The sequence below is a fragment of the Anaerocolumna cellulosilytica genome (assembly GCF_014218335.1).
GTDB lineage: Bacteria > Bacillota > Clostridia > Lachnospirales > Lachnospiraceae > Anaerocolumna > Anaerocolumna cellulosilytica.
The window spans coordinates 2,780,320-2,800,768 of the sequence record NZ_AP023367.1; the positions used below are offsets into that span (position 1 = coordinate 2,780,320).

Here is a 20,449-nt window from a genome sequence, read left to right on the forward strand (position 1 = left end):
GAGGGTATGAAATAAAAATGAAATACGATGTGAAAATAATAAATAAAAAAGTAGAAGACTTATTATCGTGTATGAGCCTGCCAGAAAAAGTAGGTCAAATGATTCAGATTCCATATTCATTAGTCACACGAGAAGAAGCACTTGCATGGGTGGACAAAGGTGCCGGTTCCTTCTTACACGTTCTTGGCGATAACGCAAGAGAACTTCAGTCTGCTGCTCTAAAAACAAAGCACGGAATCCCCCTTCTATTTGGTATAGATGCAATTCATGGACACGGACTCAATGAGAATGCCACTATTTTTCCTACCCAGCTTGCCGCTGCTTGTAGTTGGAACCGGGAACTTATACAAGAAATGGGTCAGGTAACCGCCAGAGAAGTAGCAACTGACGGTCTGCACTGGACATTCTCACCTGTTCTTTGCCTTGGTCGTGATATACGTTGGGGACGTATTAATGAAACCTTTGGTGAAGACCCTTATCTTGCCGGAGAATTAGGTGCTGCTATCATTAAGGGCTATCAGGGTGAAAGTCTTGACAGCGATGAAAGTATACTAGCCTGTGCAAAACACTATATAGGTTATGGGGAAGCAGTCGGCGGCCGTGATTCTTGTGATACTGAAATCACCTACCGAAAAATGCGTGAAGTATTCCTTCCTCCCTTCGAAAAGGCTGTAAAGGCAGGCTGTGCCACAATTATGAGTGCTTATGGCTCCATAGACGGTACACCTCTTACTGTTAATGAAAAAGCACTACGTCATATATTAAGGGAAGACCTTGGATTTGACGGCTTTGTAGTAACAGACTGGAATAACGTTAACAGCCTGATTCACATACAACATGTGGCCGCTGATATCGGAGAAGCCTCACAGATGGCTGCTAAGGCCGGCAATGATATGATTATGAATAGTCCTGCTTTCTATGAAGCTACCATAAAACTTGTAGAAGATGGTCTGCTTGATGAAAAAGTAATTGACGAGGCGGTGGGAAATATTTTAAGAACAAAGTTTCGCATGGGTTTGTTTGAACATCCCGAGAAGAAAGGAATACCCGGTTGCTTTGGCTGTCAGGAACACCTTAACACCAGCGAAAAGCTTTCACAGGAGAGCATTGTACTACTTAAAAATACGGGAATTCTGCCGCTTGCAAATACTATGAAGCGCATTGCGGTTATAGGTCCCAATGCAGATGATATCCGTGCACAGTATGGAGACTGGACATATTTTTCGCACCCGGAACCTAATCCGGAGCATCCGCCTGTCAGACCATATGTCACTGTTCTTGAAGGAATACAGCAGCTTGCTGATGAGAATGAACTATCAGTAGAATATCATGAAGGCTGTAGTATCAGGGAAAGCGAGAAGGAGGATATTGCAGGTGCTGTACAAATTGCAAATCACTGTGATGTGATTGTACTAGTAATAGGCGATATTGTGGAGCAGGCAGGAGAGTACAGAGATAGAGCCGACTTGACTTTGACAGGTAAACAAATGGAGTTGTTTAGGCAGCTTCGCAGTTTGAAAAAACCTCTTATTACAGTTTTTGTAGCTTCAAAACCTCTATGTATTAATACTATAGCAGAAGAAACGGATGCCCTGATTGTTGGTTTTAATGGCGGCATGTTTGGTGGTCTCGCCGTTGCTGAAACCATTTTCGGCAAATTAAATCCAAGCGGTAAGCTTCCAATATCCTTTCCACGCCACAGCGGACAGCTTCCGGTATATTATAACAATCTGCCGGGATGGCATGGCGGCAGGTACTTGGATTTACCTGATACTCCACTATTTGCTTTTGGTGAAGGCCTATCCTATACAAGCTTTAAATACTCCAATCTAAAAGTAGATGAGACCAACTTAACCCTTCAGGTAGATGTAAGTAATACCGGAAAACAGGATGGTTATGAAATCGTACAGGTATATTTTATAGATTGTGTAAGTTCTGTATTAACCCCTGTGAAGCAGCTGATAGGATTTGAAAAAATATATATAAAAGCAAATGAAACAAAAAATGTAAGCTTTACCTTCTCAAAGGAAGACTTCTCACTGGTAAATTCTGATGAGAAACGTGTCACGGAGCCAGGCGAATTTATATTAATGGTTGGCTCCAGTTCGAGGGATATAGATTTGTTACAAAGTACAATTACTTTATAAGCGTTGAAAAAACAATGGCAAAGTACCCTGATGGTCTTTGTTGTCATTATTTTGAAGAGTTTTTTGGAACGACCAAAAGCATGGTTATTTCACCTACTGATGGCACTATTAAGCTCTGTTGGGGCGGAAGAATGGAAAAGTTAAGAAAACATTTGAATTTCCGTTTGCAATTACTTACACTCTAGGTGAGCCTAAACTATATATGATGAATACAGTACTTTTACATCAAGATAAAATTCATGAAAGGACAAGGAAATGATTATTAAAGAAACAGAAAACAAAGAACTTCCAACAATAATTCTGTTACACGGTGGTGGACTATCTTGGTGGTCATTAAAACCTATTATTGAACAGCTAAAAATGAATTTTCATGTTGTAACACCAATTATTGAAGGACACGGAGAAGCCGGAAAGGACACTTTTGTAAGTATAGAAAATTATGCACATAAGTTGATAGAATTTATTGATAAACAGTATAATGGGAAAATTTTTGCAATTGGAGGATTATCCATAGGTGCACAAATTGTAACGGAAATAATATCGTTTAGAAATGACATTACGGAGTATGCAATCATCGAAAGTGCACTGATTTATCCAATTAAAGGTATGACTTTTATAACTGTTCCTACTTATAAGCTGTTTTATGGATTAATTAAAAAGAGATGGTTTTCAAAATTACAAGCAAAAACATTATGTGTCCCTAAAAATATGTTTGAGCAGTATTATGATGAGAGCCTAAAAATAACCAAAGAATCACTTATAAACATAACATTAAGCAATGGGAATTATTGCTTAAACGACTCTATTTGTCATACAAAAGCAAAGGTTTTGGTCATTGTAGGCGAGAAAGAACTTCGTATCATGAAAAAATCAAGTTTAAGATTACATGAGCTAATAGCTGATAGTGAATTGTACATTGCTCCCCACATGGGACATGGGGGAATTAGTCTGTTATATCCAGAAAAGTATGTCGCTTTAATAACAAATTTCTTTAAAAAGAAAAAATAGCACAATGAGGACTATATCACTGATTTGTCTTGGTATTTATTACAACACAAAACACCCATTAAACTATAATTAGATTTGTCGTTTCCATGACTATTCCTCAGTTAAAAGTATTATTTTAGGAATTATAAAACTAATCCATATTTCTTTCTATAGTTTTTTGGAGAATATCCTGTTATTTTCTTAAAGACCTCTGAAAAATAATATGGAGTACTAAAAGACAGGTATTCGCTTATAACTTTTATTTCTACCAAACTAGTTTCAAGAAGTTCGCAGGCTTTTTGGATCTTCATTCTTGTGAAGTAGTCAATTGGGGAATAACCGGTTCTTTCTTTAAACTTCCTGCTAAAGTGATATTTTGACATACACATCTTATCCGCAAGTTGCTCCAATGTGTACACTTCTTGTATGTTACTTTTCATAAATAATATCAAATCTTCAAGATTTATATTATTTGTAGCTTGAAGATGTGAATACGTTTTTATTTGCAATATATTTGAAAAAAAGTTTTGCAAAGTGGATGAAGCATGAAAAAGATCTGAAAAGCTATAACCGTTTGATAAGGTTCGCAATGCCACTTCCATTGACAGTGATAACTCTGCTCTTACACCAACCTGTACAATGGGAGACTGCTTTGAAATTTCCAGCCTGTAGAAAATATCAGCTATTCCTTTTCCAATAAAATGTACCCAGTAAATAGACCATGGATTATCTTGTGCAGCTCCATACGCATGTGGAGTGTTCGATTCTAATAAAACCAAATTACCTTTAGAAATAAGCTTCGTCATTTCATCGGTTCTTAACCAGCCATTCCCTTCTATGCAATAAAGCATTATATATTCGTTAATCCCAGGTCTCTCAACGGCATGCCTTTTGGCTTCTTTAAAATACCCGATTTTTGTGATTATCATATTCTCTAAAAATGTATCTTTACGTTCTTTTTCTATAATATTTTCAGGAATATATAGAGTTGTTCCCATCGAACTTGTAAGTTTTAAATTATCCTTATACATAATGCCTCCAAATAGCAATATTGTGTATTAAATTAGCAATCCACTGAATTTTATTCATTTGTATTATACTATATAATTTATATAGATTAAAACATTTTTTAATTCGGTATAACGAAGACAGTTACTTGTAGATGGTATAATCTAATTTACTTAATAATAAAACAATGGAGGAAAATAGTGAAGGAAATCAATATCAATTTACCCTCAACAGAGGGAATTAAATCAGAGACTATAATGAGCGGAAATAACTTAAATGGTGTAAATATTGGAGTCAATAGAACTCATTTTTTTAAGAACGATGCCCCATGGTTTCCAATTACAGGAGAGTTTCATTATTCCAGATATCCAAGTGAATACTGGAAAGAAGCACTATATAGAGCAAAAGCTGGTGGTTTAGATACCATTGCCACCTATGTATTTTGGATTCATCATGAAGAGATAGAAGGCACGTTTAAGTGGAGTGGACGTTTTGATGTTAAGAGATTTATTACTCTTTGTAAAGAAGTTGGTCTGAATGTTATCTTAAGAATAGGTCCTTGGGATCATGGTGAAGTTAGAAATGGAGGATATCCTGATTGGCTTTTTGAAAAGACAAAGTCGCCTGGTACAAATGATACGGAGTATTTTAAATATAGCAGGAGATTATATCAAGAAATCTATCAACAAGTAAAAGATCTGTTTTACAAGGATAACGGGCCAATTATAGGAATTCAGATTGATAATGAATATGGGCTTTGCCATGGTCTAAGAGGATACGAAGGCCGGGAGCATATGATGATACTTAAAAAAATGGCACTTGAGATTGGATTTGATATTCCTATTTATACATCTACCGGGTGGGGAGGGTCGGTTGTTGTTGAAGGAGAATTTCTTCCTCTTATGGCAGCATATGTAGAAGGCTCTTGGGAACAACACATTGACGTAGTTCCTCCAAATATCAATTTTGTATTTACGTCAATAAGAGATGACTTAACAGTTGGTTCTGACCTATCGAAAAATGAGCATTTTAGCAGTTCATATGATATTAATAACTATCCTTTTGCCACCTGTGAATTAGGAGGCGGAATGCAAGCCAACTATCAGAGACGTCCTATAATAACTAAGGAAGATACGGAATCCATGGCCTTTGTAAAATTGGGTTCAGGAGCAATCATGCTTGGTTATTACATGTATCAGGGAGGTACAAATCCAATCGGAGAGTTAACAACACTTCAAGAGTCAAGAGCAACAGGCTATCCGAATGATTTGCCTAAACTTTCATATGATTACCAGGCACCTTTAGGGGAATACGGCCAAAGTAATCCATCTTATCATGCATTAAGACGATTACATTTATTCGCAAAAGATCAAGAAGCAATACTTACACAGGCCGCTAGTTTTATCCCAAATGACAATGAAATCCGACCAGATGACTCCTCAACGTTAAGATATGCTGTACGCTATTATGGAAATAGTGGATTTCTGTTTATAAATAATTATCAGCACAATCTTACTATGAGCCCTCATGAAGATTTATGTTTTAAAATTAAAACTGATAATGATACAATACAATTTCCACGAGTTGATTTAAAAAGTGGAGAATGGAGATTATTACCTTTTAATCAAAATCTGAATGGCATTAGAATGATATGTGCAACAGTGCAACCACTGACAAGTCTTCAGGTTTGTAATGAATATTATTATTTTTATTATGGTGATATGGATTATGACATAGAGTATAGGATGGATAGCTTAACAATAAAAGCAATTTTGTCCGGTAATGTATGTAGTAACTCTAATGGTGTGACCATTCTCAAACAAACCTTTAATAGAGATAATACAATTCTAGATCCAATTATACTTAAGAATCAGAACGGCGATACGATAAATATAGTTACTTTAACAAAACAACAAGCCACTCAATTAAATAAAGTTGATATTAATAATAACTCATATATTATAATATCTGAAGCGGACACTTATGTAGATGACCAACAAGTACAAGTTGTCTCAATAGGTGAAGAAGAAGTAACAGTTTTAACATTTCCAGCCCTGCCTTCTGAACAAAAATTAGATAAATATAGTTCGAATTCTGTAAATGGCATTTTTAACTTATACAGTGTCAGATGGACACCTGTAAAGCCGGCAATAAAATTAAATAAGCTTGGAGTATTAACAAACGGACATTTACAATATGCACTTATAGTAGAAAAGGAGTATTTAGCTGGCTGTACCGATGTATTTTTAGAGATTAATTTTGAAGGCGATATAGCAGAATTAACTCAAGATGGAAAATTAAAGGCTGATTGGTTTTATACAGGCTTAACTTGGAGGATTGGATTAAAAAGATTTGAGAAAGATTTGTGTAAAGGTAATTGGTTACTAGACATTAGTCCATTAAGTAAGGAGGCTTTTATTTATTTAGACAAATGGCCGGATATGGTAGATGATAAAGCACTTAATTTAGTAGATTATAAAATTGTTCCCGAATACAGAATAATATAATGGTAGTATAGCTAAATGTTAACACCGAGCGATTGTGAAGTATATTAGAATGTTAAACACAGGCATTTTGTAATTAAACCTCGGAATTAATATACCATTTTTCATTGCATCTATGTCAGGTGATTCCGATGTTATACATTATTTTCTTGAGTTAATAATATAACAATAGTATAATGTCTAATTAGTAAATACAATCATGTGTTAATACATGAACCATATTTATAGCAAAAAGTAAAAAGGGCGAATATAATAGGAGGCATATTGAAATGCACATGCGAAGGAAGAGGGTATTAATAGGTTTGTTATGTATAACCTTGTTAAGTATGGGGTACAAACCGTTAATATCAAGTGCAGCGACAGCAGGGAAAGACATAACATGGAAAAAAATAAGTCAAGAGTCAGAAAGCGGAAATTTAACGGATATTACCTATAATAAGAAAAAAATATACATAGCTGTTGGAGATGAGGGCACGATACTGCGTTCCAGCAATGGTTTGGACTGGAAACGAGTATCCTTACAGACAACATCTGATTTAAAGTCAATTGCAACCAATGGAAATGAGTTTATTGTGGTTGGAAGTGATGGTGTCATTATAAAATCAAAGGATGGCAGCACATGGATTAAGGCAGCTGTAACCTTTGATAAGCAACTAACATATCAAAGTATAACTGGAAAGAACCAAAAATATAACGATGAAAAATATAGTATTAACTGGAAAAAACAACCTAAGCAGAGCGAAGTGGAATTTCGAGATGTAATATGGGATGGAAAGAAATACGTTGCAGTTGGTCACTGGAAGGTTAATACAGGTACACTTAGAGCAGGAAAATATTCCGACTTTAAACAAGCCAGTTTGTATAGCGATTTTGTGGTAACATCGTCTGATGGGAAGAAGTGGAAGGCTGATTACACTGGTATGGAGAACATGGAGACAGTGGTATATACTGGTCAAAAATATTTCATTACATCCGAAACACAAATAGCATTTTCAACAGATTTAAAAAAATGGAAGATAACAACACCAAAAGTACGTGGAAGCATAATGGATATTATCTATGAAAATGGAAAATACATGATGATTAACTGGGATGGAAGCGTAGATTCTATGGGAGCTGCGATACATACCTCGACCAATGGAACAACATGGAAATCTGTTATTAATCCTACTAATTTGGGATCATTAACTCATGAAGTAGATGATACTATAAAGAAATATGGAAAAGCAAATGGATTTGCGAATTTATCCATGCGAACGGTGATTTGGGACGGCAGTAAGTATGTTATTGCAGGTTATAAAGGGATGATATTAACATCAAAAAATGGAGCTGCATGGAAAATGCTGAGTAATCGTTGGGAAGTCTATTACAAGGCATGGGGGTATACAGATGAAGCAGGAGAAACCGCTAATATTAATAAAATGGTTTATGATGGAGAACAGTATATACAAGTTGGAAATAATGGAACCATACTTGTAACAAAGGATTTGACAGAGGGAACGGTTGTCAGAGAGCGACTGCCGGCAGACTATACCAATGTTGTATACGATGGTAAAAGTAGGTATTTTGCGTATGGAACTGAAGAAAGTGAAGGGGTATTAGAGTCCGCTGATGGTTACAGCTGGACAAAAGTTGATTTTGGAGATAATATAAAAGGAATGAATACAGAAACCGTTGTAGCACATAATGGAACAGCGCTGATTGTCGGTAATACAAGTGCAAACGATGGTAATTGCTTTTACTATTATTCGAATAAAGTAGGGGATTGGAAAAAAATGAGCTTTTCTGATGAGTTTTCCTATACATACGGTTCACAATATTTAGATGGTAAATATCAGATTTTTACCAGACATGGGCTAATTACTTCGAAGGATGGTAAAAAATGGAGTGGTTATAGTCTAACAGATACAATGCCTCAAAAAATTGTTACCAATGGGAAAATATATGTTGGAATCAGAGCAACACATGATTTCTCCAAGAATATATGGGCAGGTAGTTTGTATACTGCAACTAATTATAATAAATGGACGAGTGTGAAGGTGAAAAAAGGAGGTAAAAGCTACCATTTATCAGCTTCTGATGTAGTATGGACGGGTAAGAAATTTGTAACCATTGGTGGAAAATTACTTGATAAAGATATTTTTAGCGATGAATATGTAGTAGCAACATCCTCTGATGGTAAAAATTGGATCATACAAGACAGCGAAGAAGATTTTGTAGCAGGTACCTATGGAAATAAAACCTTTCTGGCATTCGATAATGATGGATCTATATATGTATCTGCGGATGGTGTAAAATACACAAAGAAGAATAAAATGACCAACCAAAAATTAGCAGGCGGACTTTGGGATGGCAAGAAATTTATTATTGTGGGAGACATGGGGGTTATGTTTGCTTCAGTCAAATCAAAAAATACCACAATACCAATAAAAAGTAGTTATATAGAAAATAAAAGGGAATATGTACTTCAGTACTAACAATATTTTATTCTAGAAGGTAAAATAGATAAAATCAATTTATAGAAGGGTAAATCCTGACTTCCCATTATATTTTTATAACCGGTATATTAGTTCTTAAGAAAATAAAGAATATGTAAATCAAATGATTTGGTTTATATATTCTTTTATTTGTATAATCTGATAAAACGACAAAATAATAAAAGATATTATTTTAGCATATATTTGTAATATTATCCAAAAAGTGATATATTGGAAGTACTTATTGTAGCAATAAACCTGCTAATAAAGTAAAGACAAGGCTGAAAAAAATATCAAACAAATATGCGATAGGTTCGCTATAATTTATCAAGGCAAACTACAGATTATTTATAACTTGAACAGGACATGCTGTTGTCATTTTTGCGTGTTATGATAAATAAAAATATGATTACTGGAGGAATAGGTTATGAATGGTATGAAAGCTAATGTCGGTGTGGGTCTGTTTGTTCAAGATATAGGAAAGATGGTTTCGTTTTATAGAAACATCATGGAATTTGAGACCGATTGGGACGGTGGATTATTTGCTGAGTTTAAAACAAACAGTGGTCCTTTATCATTATTTATGTATGATCGAAAAGCTTTTGCAGAAGCTGTAGGTGAGCCCCATTACCCGCCAAAGGGAATTAACCTGACAATGGAAATTGGTATTTGGCTTCCAAATTTTTCTGATGTTGACAAAGAATATGAGCGATTAATGACACTTGGAGTAAAGTCATTTACAGGTGAGCCTGTAACCTATCCATTTGGTATACGAAATTTTTATGTTGCAGATCCTGAAGGTAATTTGCTTGAAATCGGAAGTAGAGGGCATGAGGAAGAAAATAGGAGATGACTAATGCATGTTAAACCTACACTATTAATTATTACATATAATAAAGAAAAGATATTTATTTTTACTAGATTGAGGTATAATGTGAGTTGATATAGATACAAAACCTCTTATTGATGTATTTGTATCAAAGTTATTTATAAACTATGTATGATGGCGCGCATTGCGTTGTGATAAATAGTTAGTCAAAGGAGCGATTGCGTATGATTAAGAAAAATGTAACTACTGATAAACGTGTAAGGAGGGCTCACGTAAAATAACCCTCCACATTCGAATGGAGGATTTATATGAATATTTTAGATTTTGAGAAGAAACATGTTCACCCATGTGATGGAATTTATTTTGAAGAACTTAATAAAGCAGATGTAATCAGAGTTAGAAAAATGCGACAAATGTTATCTGAACATTCGTAGACTTGATGAATGCATATTGCATGATGAGTGACTTACCTATTATCAATAATCTCGTAGAGCATCTACAGAATGTAATAAATTTTTTGGGTTAAATTAGCAATGGACAAAACCCAAAAATAAACGGCTTAGCAGTAATTAGTTTTGTCGCTTTCATATAAAAATGTAATAAAAGATAATATTTTAGTTTATGTATTTTGTAATATAATCAAATAAGTGATCTATTGGAAATACATATTATACCAATGGGAAGTTTGGAAAATAAATCAAAATTTGCAAAGGAGATTATTTTATTATGAGAGAATATAAAATGGTAAAGGTTCAGGAACAACCATTGTTGCGAGATAAAGTTGCGAATTGGTTTCATGAAAAGTGGAAAGTTCCAGTCGAAGCATATCTGGAAAGTATTGATATATGTATAAAATCTGAGAATAGCATACCACAATGGTATGTTGCAATGCTAGAAGATGAAATAATAGGTGGACTAGGTATAATAGAAAATGATTTTCATGATAGAAAAGATTTAACACCGAATATTTGTGCTGTCTATGTTGAAGCAGAATATCGTTGTCAGGGTATAGCAGGTAAATTGCTTGAATTTACATGTGAGGATATGAATAAAAAAAATATAAAAACACTTTATCTCATAACGCATCACACTTCCTTTTATGAGCGTTATGGTTGGGAGTTTTTATGTATGGTTCATCCAGATGGAGAAGAAGAACAAACTAGAATGTACATTCATCGAAATAGATAAATTCCGACACTCGAAATGTACACAGGAACTTACCTTCCAGGTAAGATACATATATTGGGTCCGAGTAAATCAAAATATTCATATTGAGCTATATTGTGGAGAATAATTCTGGATAAAAAGGAATCTAGTCCAATTCACTTATCGATTTATAAAATTAAGAGTCTAAAAATATGTGATGCAATAAGCATAGTTGAAATATGTACTAATTATGATTACCAAAACAAACTACTTAAAGCATATGACTTTTTGCAAAAAGGAGTAGAAAATGAAGTTCATAAATTCACCAACTGAGTCACCGGAAAATGTTATACACAAAACATATTATAGTCAGTTTATGGCTTGCGATATCGGCTATAATATTTATTTACCACAGGGTTATAATGAGACTGACGAAAATTTTTCAGTTTTGTATCATTTACATGGATGGACCGGCAATGAATCATCCGAAGTGTGGACGATGGAAAAAATATACAAATCCAAATCAGAGATTACTGTGTTTCCTAATAATTCCCCGGTTATTGAAAAATATGAAAAATTGCCTGTTGAGTTCATGTTTATTAACGAGTTAATACCACATATCGAAAGAGAATACAAAACGATAACAGCCCGCAGAGGCAGATCAATTTCAGGCTTTTCGATGGGTGGCGGTATGGCGCTTAACTATGCTGTTAAATATCCTGATTTATTTTCTTCGGTAACAGCTTACGCAGGCACATATCACCATTATTATCACAAAGACTCTAATACTGTGGGTGCAGATCCGAAGAAGGCCAATGAGCTGTATACAGATATGATGGCAGAAGAAAGATATTTTGACGATGGCAATATTTTGTGCTTGATAAGGCAAAATGCAGAAAAGATTCGCGGCAGCCTGAATATAAATATGCATATAGGAACGGCTGATATATTGTTTTGTGATAATGAGATTTTGCATTTATACTTGGATTCATTGCATATTCCGCACATGTACAACATATTCGAGGGTGCGGGACATGAACTGAATCAAATTCTATAAATTTATGATGTCTTATTGCTCTCAAATTGTACTGACTTAATGTTTGAATAAGTGTAAAATTGTGGTATAATCTTTATATGTCTGTCACAATTGGTGGCAGTTGCGAACTGAAAGCTATTATTATTTTATGCAGAGAGGTGCTGTATGTTAGGTGTTCCAAAATCTAAGGTTCGTTTAGTAGAACATGATGAAAAATGGGCAGAGGTGTTCGAAAAAACGAAACTGGCTCTAATAAATATTCACGGTGATAATATAGTCGATATTCAACATGTAGGTAGCACTGCGATAAAAGGTATAATTGCTAAACCCATGCTAGATATAGCGATTCTATTTAAAAAAATATCAGACCCCGTTTTTAATGCAATGAAGAAAAGTGGATATGAGTATTATAGGTTTCTTTACAACATATACATTGTTATGAAGAAAAGCACCTTGAGCTTTTTCATGACCAGATAAAATTTAGAGATTTTATCCGTTCACATTCGGAATATGCAAAGGAGTATGAATTATTAAAGCAAGAGCTTTTTAAGATTTATTCCAATGATAGAAATAAATACACAGAAGGTAAACAAGCGTTTTTTGATAAAATAAAACAACTTGCAGATGAATACTCCGCTAAATAGTAAAAGCATAATGTGCAGTTATTTTTGTTCACTATTGTTATCGAATGAGAAATGATTGCATTTTGATAAAGCCAATGAGGATTATCAGAAGTTAAGGGATTTAAAATAGACTGCGAATGGCAGTCTATTTTAATAAGTATACACATCCGACTCATATCGATATGTATACTATATTCAACATATCCATTAAAATAGATATGAGGTGACATTATGGACAAAATATATGAATATGAACAAAATGCTATTGTATTTAAAGCAGTACGAAAAGAGCCATATTGAAACTGCAAAGAGTATTCCACAAGGCAAATTAAGAAACGAATCATCAGAATTGGATAATGAAGAAATAGTAGTAACTTACTGTAACAAAGGTGTGACAGGTAATGCGGCCCAAAACATCCTCCTGGGTAGCGGAATGAAAAAAGTTTATAACTTATCTGGAGGCTAGTAGCATTACTGTAAGACACATGCCCAAAAATAAAAGTTAAGTTATTGTATCAAATTATTAATGGCGTAATTAACTGGAATATTCTTATATGGCGTTTCTAAAGCATTAAACAAAATGCAGTTTGTAGGGCAATATATGTGGAGGTTTTTATGGATAGAATGATTAGAAATTCAGCGAAGGCATTAATTATCAAAGACGGAAAGATGCTTGCAATTAAAATAAAGGACGAAAATGAAGAGTGGTACATTATGCCTGGTGGTGGACAGGAAACAGAAGAACTCCTTTCTAAAGCAGTATGTAGAGAAGTTGCTGAAGAGTTAGGAATGAATGTGGAAGCAAAAGAATTAGTTTTTGTTATTGAAGGTGTACATGGAGAAAGATTTCATAGAGTAGACATGGTATTTTTATGTGAATATATTGGAGAAATCAAAAACTCTGTATTACATAGTGATACGAACCAAGTGGGATTTGATTGGCTTGAGATAAAGACGCTGAATCATTTACCCCTTTACCCCTCAAGATTGCGAAGACAGATTATGAACTTATATGAGGGAAAAGAATACAAGGTATATTTAGGGAATGAAGGAATTGGAGACCCAGAAGTTACTGATTAACAAAAAATATAAAAAAGTATGTGGAATTTAGAGTTAATACCATATGAGAAAAGCAAAACAGGAATATATCCTATAAGTTTGAAAGAGACATTGAAAGAAATCACAAGGATGTTTTAATTAATATTCATAATCAAGTATATGCTTTATGCTGGTAAGTAGATCTTAAGATACTTTTAGACAAATTTATGTCCGCATTATAACAATTAGACCAATTAATGTCCATATCATTATTTAGAGCGTACGGAGTATAGTGAATATAATTCGTTTAGAAAGAGTTATGTCCTTGATTTAGAAACATTTATGTCCCTCGAAAAGAGCAAATTTTTTTTGGTTATTTGGGGGTTATTGTAAATAAAAGAGGCATGTAACTATTCGCGAAACGCAAGTTTAACGAATAGTTAAAGTGATTTTCTGCCTCTTACTGTTACTCATATAAAAAAAAAAATAATGTTAAATTAAATATTTGTCAAATGTATTATATTTGGTTCATAATATGAATTATTTAGGTTCACAACTTACTCTTTTTATCTTATATTACTCTAGGTAACTTATAAAATTAATGAATTAAATCTGGTTCATAGTTTGTTTTGTGAACCAGATTTAATTCATAATGTGATGTGAACCAAATTTAATTCATTTTCTATATTAATAAATGTGTAAAATATTTCTATTTATACTCTTATAATTTATTGTTCTTATATACGATTTCATCTGGTATCCAACCTTTTATGGCGAATTGCCCCCCGGTATGTGCATCCACTTCTTGAATCCACTCGACTTCGTTGCTTGCTTTTGTAGCCAACAGCTGATTAGTGGTTCCAGACTGATATAGTGAAGCATTTTTCATTGATTAATACTCCTTTTTCTTATCAATTATTTGTATTGGCTGTGGGAACCAATGTTTTGTTTTATTAACAAACTTAACAAGTAATAACATAACAGGAACCTCTGTCAACACTCCTACCGTGCAGGCAAGTACTACCGGAGATGTTGGTCCGAAAATCGCAATTGCTACTGCCACAGAAAGTTCAAAAAAATCAGAAGCTGCAATCAGAGCTGCAGGTGCGGCTATGTTATGGGGTTGTTTTGTCCATTTGCATATCTGATACGTAAAAGTAGCTGATATAACATTTTGCAAAATAAGTGGTACAGCGATTAAAAGAACAAATAACGGCTGTGCTAAAATAATATCTCCCTGGAAGGTAAAGATAATTATAAGTGTCAATAGTAGGCCCAAGGTCGTAATACCGTCAAATTTGGTAACAAATTTTTCATTGAGGTATTCTAGGCCTTTATTCTTAATCATAAAAGCGCGTGTAAGGAAGCCTCCAATCAATGGAACAACTACAAATAGTACGATAGAAAATATTAGCGTATCCCAAGGAATCTGAACATTGTTAACACCTAATAAAAATCGAACTATCGGTACAAAAAGAATCAGTATAAGAAGATCATTTATTGATACCTGTACAAGGGTATGTGCCGGATCACCCTTTGTCAGATTACTCCATACAAATACCATTGCAGTACAAGGAGCGGTACCTAATAGAACCGCACCTGTTACAAAATCTTGTGCTAAACCTGCAGGTATAAGCGCTTTAAATATCACAAGAAAGAATAATGATGCAAGCCCAAACATTAGAAAAGGTTTAATCAACCAACTACTACCGCTAGATATTACAATACCCAATGGATGTTTACCAACGTTTTTTAGTGATTGAAAATCAATCTTTATCATCATTGGATAAATCATAATCCAAATGAGTACTGCGATGGGTATGTTTTGCCCTGCAAACTGCATTTTGCTTAAAATTTCAGGAATACCAGGTAAAAATCGTCCAATTAATATACCTGATACCATACAGAGAAGTACCCAAATAGATAGGTATTTCTCAAAAAAACCAATATCTTGTGCTTTTTCTTTTTTCATTTTTATAACTCCTTTAATGTGGTTCTTTACTGCAATTGCATAATTCCTGTGCTTTGAATTTTCTATACGTTTCCTGATCCGATATAAAAGTTGGAAGCTTAGTTAGCTTTTGTTGCAGATAATCCCATAGCTCTTTGTTCTCCTGGATAAAATCTTTATGAACCCGATAATAGGTCCATTGAGCATTTTTGTAACTGTTGAGTATTCCGCACCTTTTTAATACTGATAGATGGCGAGAAGCATTGGATTGTGTCATTTTAAGACATGATTCAATTTCACAAACACACAATTCACCGTCCCATATTAACGAAAGTATCCGTAATCTACTTTCTTCAGATAAGGCCTTAAAGATTTCTACCATGGTATATTCCTCCTATTATTAAATATATGAGCATATATGTATATAAGCATATATATGATAATAAAAACCTTTTGTTACAATACTCCACAATATTATTTCTTATTTTTAGTATGTATCTTGCTGTATTGCATTTGGCCGCCGGATAGGTTATATACTTTTTTCAAGCCTCTGCCTATGAGAATGTTTTGGGCTGCATTACCTGTCACACCTTTATTACAGTAAGTTACCACTACTTCTTCTTGATCTATCTCAGATAATTCGATTCTTAATTTGGAATGGGGAATACTTTTTGCAGTTTCAATATGGTTCTTATCATACTGTTTTACTACTCTAGCATCTATCAAGGTATACTTTTCGCCGGATTCAATTAGTTCATCCAATCCCTGTGCAGTCATCAAGGCTCTGCCATTATGAATTGCATTGTCAAGTATCATACCAGTATACATTACCGGATCTTTTGTTGTTGAAAAAGGTGGTGCATATGCTAAATCCAGATGGAACAGATCTTCTACATTCGCTTTAAATGTGATTGCGGTTACAAATACATCAATTCTTTTATCTACACCCTCATATCCAATAATTTGTGCCCCAAGAAGTCTGCCGGTTACCTTATCAGCAATCCCCTTAATTACCATTTCTTTGCCACCCATATAATCCGGTTTATTTGGTTTTATATTATGGCATACTACAACATCATATCCTAGTTCGTGTGCTTCTCGTTCTGAAAGACCTGTTTGTGCTACTGTCTTATCAAATATTTTAAAGATTCCTGTACCGAGAACTCCTCTAAATTCAAGATTGCCTCCTGTTATGTTATCTCCAGCTATTCTTCCAGTTTTATTGGCGGTAGAACCTAAGGGTCTATAAACAGGTTTACCGGTCACTACATGAAATTGCTCAATACAATCTCCACAGGCATAGATATTTTTTAGGTTGGTCTCCATTTTGCTATTTACCTTAATGGCACCCGTTACTCCAAGTTCGATACCTGCCGCTTTTGCCAGTTCAATATTTGGCCGAACGCCCGTAGATAGCAGGACCATATCAGCTGTTAGCTTTGTATCATCTGATAATATTACATGGTTTTCAGAAATCTCTTTTACCGAGATATCTGTCATCACGGATATATCTTTATGTCTTAGATGTTCTTCAACATAGACAGCCATATCAGAATCCAACCCAGGAGTAACCTGTGATAATCTTTCTATTAATGTTGTGCTCATTCCAATATTTTTTAAGTTTTCACACACTTCTAAACCAATAAATCCGGTACCAACAATCACTGCGGATTGTGGATGATAGCTATCGATATAATCCTTAATACGATTCATATCATTTATGTTGCGTAATGCGAATACATGTTTAAAGTCAGTACCTTTTATAGGTGGAATAACTGCTCTTGCTCCTGTAGAAAGTACCAGCTGGTCATAATAATCTGTAAACACCTCATCCGTTAAAAGGTTTCTAATCGTTATTTCTTTCTCATCTGGATGGATAGACAAAACTTCATGAAGTGTATAGATATCTACGTTATATTTACTTTTGAAGAAAGCTGGATCACGTGGAGTCAGTGTATCAGCATTTTCAATCTCTTCCCCGATATAATAAGGCATACCACAACCGGAGTAAGATATAAAGGTATCCTTTTCATATATTATAATTTCTGAATCTTCACTATTTCTTCTGGCTTTTGCTGCAGCGGATGTTCCAGCAGCTACAGCACCGATTATAATAATTCGCATTAATTTTCCTCCTTCACTATTCACAATCACATGATTCATCCATGTCAATTAATATAGCTGCTTGCATGATGTCTTGTAATAAACTATTAGCTTTTGCAAATCCCTTTTGTCTGAGAGAATAATTCATCCATTTACCTTCTCTTCTACAATTTATTAATCCTGATTCACATAAAAGTTTCATATGATGAGATAAGGTTGATTGGGATATATTCATTTCCTCTAATAAATCGCATGCACATTTTTCTCCGCTTTTTAATAGGCCAATTATCATTAATCTATTGGAGTCGCACAATGCTTTAAATACAATAGCATTTTGCTCATATTCATACATTTTATCATCCATAATGTCACCTCACATCTATGTTTATCGATATGTTATATCATAATACTCATATCGATAAATGTCAATGTGTTTAGAGAAAAATAGACTTTCAATGCAGTCTATCTTTAAACGATTAGTTTCCTACTTTGCCGCTTCTTCTTTCTACTAATACAACATCATGCCATTTACCATTATCCATCTTACCAAGTTTCTCTCTATAACCAATCTCTCTGAAGCCACATTTCTTATGTAAATTTAGGCTAGCAACGTTCTCTCTGATTATACCTGATTGCAGTGTCCAATAGCCTTTATCTTCAGACAATCTAATAAGTTTATTTAAAAGTACTGTCCCAACTTTCTGGCCACGGCTTTCAGGAGATATGTAGATACTAAGTTCAGCCACCCCTGCGTACACACAACGGCTGGAAACTGGAGATAATGCAGCCCACCCAAGTATTGTATCTCCTTTTCTTGCAACTAACCGGCATTCCCTGCAATGTCCGTTATTCCAATCTTCCCAACTTGGCGCTAAATTTTGAAATGTTGCTATTTTCGTATTGATTCCTTCCATATAGATAACAGCAATTTGGTCCCAATCAGTATCCTTCATCTCATCTATAATATAGTCCATCTTCTTTGTCTCCTTATTTATATGTCTTAACATGCGCACCGGCAAGTACATCTATGCCTCCGCCACTAACTAAATCTAAAACACTTCACATGGTTGTAAGTTAGCTAGCACAAGAGGATTTGCACAGCCTAACACATTTATGGCTTCCACTGGCAACCCTTTGATAAACTCTTCTGAATAAGTAACAGATTCCTTAGTAATATCTCCATAGCAAGACTCTTCACATACACAGGAATTATCAGTATCTTTATTTACTTTCCTGGTAATACCACCGTAATACTAGTTGATTTCATCCTTCTTGCTTTTAGACATACAAGCACCTCCTACTATTTTTCATTTTATAGAATACTTAGCAACACCTGTTTGCTTCAACTGCACACGTTAGTAGTTGCAGGCTTTCTAATACCTGATTCCTTTTATCCTCCGGAACGGAACTAAAAATGCTTTGATAATAGCTATTCATACTTTCTTCTGTGTTTTTAAACACAGTTCTTCCATTATCCGTTAACTGAATGATTACATACCGTCTATTTTCCATATCCAATTCCCTAAGGACTAGATCAGCTTCAACAAGATTGTTTATCGTTCGGCTCATAGTACTTTTATCCAGTCCCAATAAATCAGCTAACTCCACTAAAGTTATTCTTCCTCTTCTACCAATCTCAACAATGGCATGACACTGCGCTATACTTATACCACAGCAAGAGGCATCACTTTTTTCTAAAATACCTAAATCTCTGACTAAAATTCTTAGAAGTTCTCTTAATACATTATTTCCTCTGGTTTCCATTTCAATCACCTCGCAATCATACTAACATACAACAGTTGTAATATACAACTATTATTTTAAAGAATGCCTCAAATCTATAATGTAGTATTTATAAATTTGAGGCATTAATCATTTGCTGTATATATAATCTAAATTTAGAGAAGTATAATCTTTCATATAAGAAAATCAATATATAATCTGGCTTCGCCTTTCGAGCAGTAAGGTATTAATCCATTCACCAGTCAAGGTTTTTCCGATCTTTTCACGATAACCAACTATTCGAAAGCCGTGCTTTTCGTGGAGTTTCACACTGGCCATATTGGACTCAAAGATTGCAGATTGGAGCGTCCAAAAACCGAATTCTTCGGATTTGTTTATCAATTCTGATATTAAAAGGCTGCCAATGCCTTTTCCTCTATAATCCTCATGTATATAAATACTTACTTGAGCAACCCCCTTGTATACCAGGCGATTACTAAAGGGTGTTAAGGCAACCCAGCCGATTATCCTATTATTCTGTTCTGCTACTATTCTACATTCCTTTAGATGACCACTATCCCACTCCTTATACTCAGGTATCTCTGTCTGAAAAGTGGATTCGCCTGTGATTAAAGCTTGCTCGTATATCACTGCAACCTGTTCCCAGTCTGTTGGTTGCATTTCTCTTAATGTTATTGTATGATTCATTCCAAACTGCTCCTAAGGATTTAATGTAATATTGCAAATTCAAGTATAGCATCTTTTTATTAGATAGCAAGTTAAATATTTCAGATACATAATATTATTATGTAAACTAAATAGCGATTTTTCGGTTCTTATGTATGTACTAAAAAAAGCCAGCAGAAAACTGCTGGCTT

General features: G+C 34.4%; 21 protein-coding genes. 12 read left to right on the plus strand and 9 right to left on the minus strand.

Annotated elements, in window-relative coordinates:
• Window positions 1-17: 17 nt before the first annotated feature.
• A complete protein-coding gene (locus acsn021_RS11340; RefSeq protein WP_184089410.1) occupies window positions 18-2,147 on the plus strand; it encodes a glycoside hydrolase family 3 N-terminal domain-containing protein in 2,130 nt (709 codons plus the stop codon).
• A 255-nt stretch (window positions 2,148-2,402) separates the two neighbouring features.
• The gene (locus acsn021_RS11345; protein ID WP_184089407.1) at window positions 2,403-3,155 is read left to right on the plus strand and encodes an alpha/beta fold hydrolase; all 753 of its coding nucleotides are present in this window, start codon (window positions 2,403-2,405) and stop codon (window positions 3,153-3,155) included.
• 122 nt (window positions 3,156-3,277) lie between these two features.
• On the opposite strand, the gene acsn021_RS11350 is transcribed toward acsn021_RS11345, so the two are convergent.
• Window positions 3,278-4,165: an AraC family transcriptional regulator gene (locus tag acsn021_RS11350; RefSeq protein ID WP_184089404.1), complete on the minus strand. Its 888-nt coding sequence runs from the start codon at window positions 4,163-4,165 to the stop codon at window positions 3,278-3,280.
• Window positions 4,166-4,342: 177 nt separating this feature from the next.
• On the opposite strand from acsn021_RS11350, the gene acsn021_RS11355 reads away from it, so the two are divergent.
• The 10 genes from acsn021_RS11355 to acsn021_RS11395 all read left to right on the plus strand — a co-directional run bounded on the left by acsn021_RS11355 (window position 4,343) and on the right by acsn021_RS11395 (window position 13,837).
• Window positions 4,343-6,649: a beta-galactosidase gene (locus acsn021_RS11355; protein ID WP_184089401.1), complete on the plus strand. Its 2,307-nt coding sequence runs from the start codon at window positions 4,343-4,345 to the stop codon at window positions 6,647-6,649.
• 266 nt (window positions 6,650-6,915) lie between these two features.
• Window positions 6,916-9,123, plus strand: coding sequence for a WD40/YVTN/BNR-like repeat-containing protein (locus acsn021_RS11360; protein ID WP_184089398.1), 2,208 nt, complete (start codon window positions 6,916-6,918; stop codon window positions 9,121-9,123).
• Window positions 9,124-9,550: 427 nt separating this feature from the next.
• Window positions 9,551-9,976 (plus strand): VOC family protein, encoded by a 426-nt coding sequence (locus acsn021_RS11365; protein WP_184089395.1) that lies wholly within the window; start codon window positions 9,551-9,553, stop codon window positions 9,974-9,976.
• A 284-nt stretch (window positions 9,977-10,260) separates the two neighbouring features.
• A complete protein-coding gene (locus acsn021_RS23000) occupies window positions 10,261-10,386 on the plus strand; it encodes a hypothetical protein (RefSeq protein WP_279289739.1) in 126 nt (41 codons plus the stop codon).
• A gap of 292 nt (window positions 10,387-10,678) precedes the next feature.
• Complete coding sequence (locus acsn021_RS11370) at window positions 10,679-11,140, plus strand: GNAT family N-acetyltransferase (protein ID WP_184089392.1); 462 nt, start codon at window positions 10,679-10,681, stop codon at window positions 11,138-11,140.
• 265 nt (window positions 11,141-11,405) lie between these two features.
• Window positions 11,406-12,155 (plus strand): alpha/beta hydrolase, encoded by a 750-nt coding sequence (locus acsn021_RS11375; RefSeq protein WP_184089389.1) that lies wholly within the window; start codon window positions 11,406-11,408, stop codon window positions 12,153-12,155.
• A gap of 144 nt (window positions 12,156-12,299) precedes the next feature.
• A complete protein-coding gene (locus acsn021_RS11380; RefSeq protein ID WP_184089386.1) occupies window positions 12,300-12,611 on the plus strand; it encodes a GrpB family protein in 312 nt (103 codons plus the stop codon).
• Window positions 12,608-12,778, plus strand: coding sequence for a GrpB family protein (locus acsn021_RS23255; RefSeq protein WP_408626154.1), 171 nt, complete (start codon window positions 12,608-12,610; stop codon window positions 12,776-12,778). The genes acsn021_RS11380 and acsn021_RS23255 overlap by 4 nt, the downstream gene beginning before the upstream one ends.
• A gap of 223 nt (window positions 12,779-13,001) precedes the next feature.
• Window positions 13,002-13,223 (plus strand): rhodanese-like domain-containing protein, encoded by a 222-nt coding sequence (locus tag acsn021_RS11390; RefSeq protein ID WP_184089383.1) that lies wholly within the window; start codon window positions 13,002-13,004, stop codon window positions 13,221-13,223.
• Window positions 13,224-13,372: 149 nt separating this feature from the next.
• Window positions 13,373-13,837 carry an NUDIX domain-containing protein gene (locus acsn021_RS11395; RefSeq protein ID WP_184089380.1) on the plus strand — a complete coding sequence of 155 codons (465 nt, stop codon included), beginning with the start codon at window positions 13,373-13,375 and terminating at the stop codon, window positions 13,835-13,837.
• A 679-nt stretch (window positions 13,838-14,516) separates the two neighbouring features.
• Here the strand turns inward: acsn021_RS11395 and acsn021_RS11400 are convergent.
• The 8 genes from acsn021_RS11400 to acsn021_RS11435 all read right to left on the minus strand — a co-directional run bounded on the left by acsn021_RS11400 (window position 14,517) and on the right by acsn021_RS11435 (window position 20,279).
• Window positions 14,517-14,684: a hypothetical protein gene (locus tag acsn021_RS11400; protein ID WP_184089377.1), complete on the minus strand. Its 168-nt coding sequence runs from the start codon at window positions 14,682-14,684 to the stop codon at window positions 14,517-14,519.
• Between the two features lie 3 nt (window positions 14,685-14,687).
• The gene (gene arsB, locus acsn021_RS11405; RefSeq protein ID WP_184089374.1) at window positions 14,688-15,767 is read right to left on the minus strand and encodes an ACR3 family arsenite efflux transporter; all 1,080 of its coding nucleotides are present in this window, start codon (window positions 15,765-15,767) and stop codon (window positions 14,688-14,690) included.
• Window positions 15,768-15,780: 13 nt separating this feature from the next.
• Window positions 15,781-16,128, minus strand: a complete 348-nt coding sequence (locus acsn021_RS11410; RefSeq protein WP_184089371.1) for an ArsR/SmtB family transcription factor — start codon at window positions 16,126-16,128, stop codon at window positions 15,781-15,783.
• Between the two features lie 92 nt (window positions 16,129-16,220).
• Window positions 16,221-17,870 (minus strand): FAD-dependent oxidoreductase, encoded by a 1,650-nt coding sequence (locus acsn021_RS11415; protein WP_184089368.1) that lies wholly within the window; start codon window positions 17,868-17,870, stop codon window positions 16,221-16,223.
• Between the two features lie 16 nt (window positions 17,871-17,886).
• Window positions 17,887-18,213 carry an ArsR/SmtB family transcription factor gene (locus tag acsn021_RS11420; protein WP_184089366.1) on the minus strand — a complete coding sequence of 109 codons (327 nt, stop codon included), beginning with the start codon at window positions 18,211-18,213 and terminating at the stop codon, window positions 17,887-17,889.
• 112 nt (window positions 18,214-18,325) lie between these two features.
• A complete protein-coding gene (locus acsn021_RS11425) occupies window positions 18,326-18,823 on the minus strand; it encodes a GNAT family N-acetyltransferase (protein WP_184089363.1) in 498 nt (165 codons plus the stop codon).
• A 349-nt stretch (window positions 18,824-19,172) separates the two neighbouring features.
• Window positions 19,173-19,613 carry a MarR family winged helix-turn-helix transcriptional regulator gene (locus acsn021_RS11430; protein WP_184089360.1) on the minus strand — a complete coding sequence of 147 codons (441 nt, stop codon included), beginning with the start codon at window positions 19,611-19,613 and terminating at the stop codon, window positions 19,173-19,175.
• A 165-nt stretch (window positions 19,614-19,778) separates the two neighbouring features.
• Window positions 19,779-20,279 (minus strand): GNAT family N-acetyltransferase, encoded by a 501-nt coding sequence (locus acsn021_RS11435; RefSeq protein ID WP_184089357.1) that lies wholly within the window; start codon window positions 20,277-20,279, stop codon window positions 19,779-19,781.
• Between the last annotated feature and the right edge of the window lie 170 nt (window positions 20,280-20,449).

Coding starts and splice junctions, on each gene's coding strand:
- acsn021_RS11380 (WP_184089386.1), top strand. CDS start 12,300: ATGTTAGGTGTTCCAAAATCTAAGGTTCGTTTAGTAGAACATGATGAA.
- acsn021_RS11350 (WP_184089404.1), bottom strand. CDS start 4,165: ATGTATAAGGATAATTTAAAACTTACAAGTTCGATGGGAACAACTCTA.
- acsn021_RS23000 (WP_279289739.1), top strand. CDS start 10,261: ATGAATATTTTAGATTTTGAGAAGAAACATGTTCACCCATGTGATGGA.
- acsn021_RS11430 (WP_184089360.1), bottom strand. CDS start 19,613: ATGGAAACCAGAGGAAATAATGTATTAAGAGAACTTCTAAGAATTTTA.
- acsn021_RS11365 (WP_184089395.1), top strand. CDS start 9,551: ATGAATGGTATGAAAGCTAATGTCGGTGTGGGTCTGTTTGTTCAAGAT.
- acsn021_RS11410 (WP_184089371.1), bottom strand. CDS start 16,128: ATGGTAGAAATCTTTAAGGCCTTATCTGAAGAAAGTAGATTACGGATA.
- acsn021_RS11415 (WP_184089368.1), bottom strand. CDS start 17,870: ATGCGAATTATTATAATCGGTGCTGTAGCTGCTGGAACATCCGCTGCA.
- acsn021_RS11340 (WP_184089410.1), top strand. CDS start 18: ATGAAATACGATGTGAAAATAATAAATAAAAAAGTAGAAGACTTATTA.
- acsn021_RS11395 (WP_184089380.1), top strand. CDS start 13,373: ATGGATAGAATGATTAGAAATTCAGCGAAGGCATTAATTATCAAAGAC.
- acsn021_RS11360 (WP_184089398.1), top strand. CDS start 6,916: ATGCACATGCGAAGGAAGAGGGTATTAATAGGTTTGTTATGTATAACC.
- acsn021_RS11345 (WP_184089407.1), top strand. CDS start 2,403: ATGATTATTAAAGAAACAGAAAACAAAGAACTTCCAACAATAATTCTG.
- arsB (WP_184089374.1), bottom strand. CDS start 15,767: ATGAAAAAAGAAAAAGCACAAGATATTGGTTTTTTTGAGAAATACCTA.
- acsn021_RS11420 (WP_184089366.1), bottom strand. CDS start 18,213: ATGGATGATAAAATGTATGAATATGAGCAAAATGCTATTGTATTTAAA.
- acsn021_RS11425 (WP_184089363.1), bottom strand. CDS start 18,823: ATGGACTATATTATAGATGAGATGAAGGATACTGATTGGGACCAAATT.
- acsn021_RS11375 (WP_184089389.1), top strand. CDS start 11,406: ATGAAGTTCATAAATTCACCAACTGAGTCACCGGAAAATGTTATACAC.
- acsn021_RS11370 (WP_184089392.1), top strand. CDS start 10,679: ATGAGAGAATATAAAATGGTAAAGGTTCAGGAACAACCATTGTTGCGA.
- acsn021_RS11390 (WP_184089383.1), top strand. CDS start 13,002: ATGAATATGAACAAAATGCTATTGTATTTAAAGCAGTACGAAAAGAGC.
- acsn021_RS11400 (WP_184089377.1), bottom strand. CDS start 14,684: ATGAAAAATGCTTCACTATATCAGTCTGGAACCACTAATCAGCTGTTG.
- acsn021_RS11435 (WP_184089357.1), bottom strand. CDS start 20,279: ATGAATCATACAATAACATTAAGAGAAATGCAACCAACAGACTGGGAA.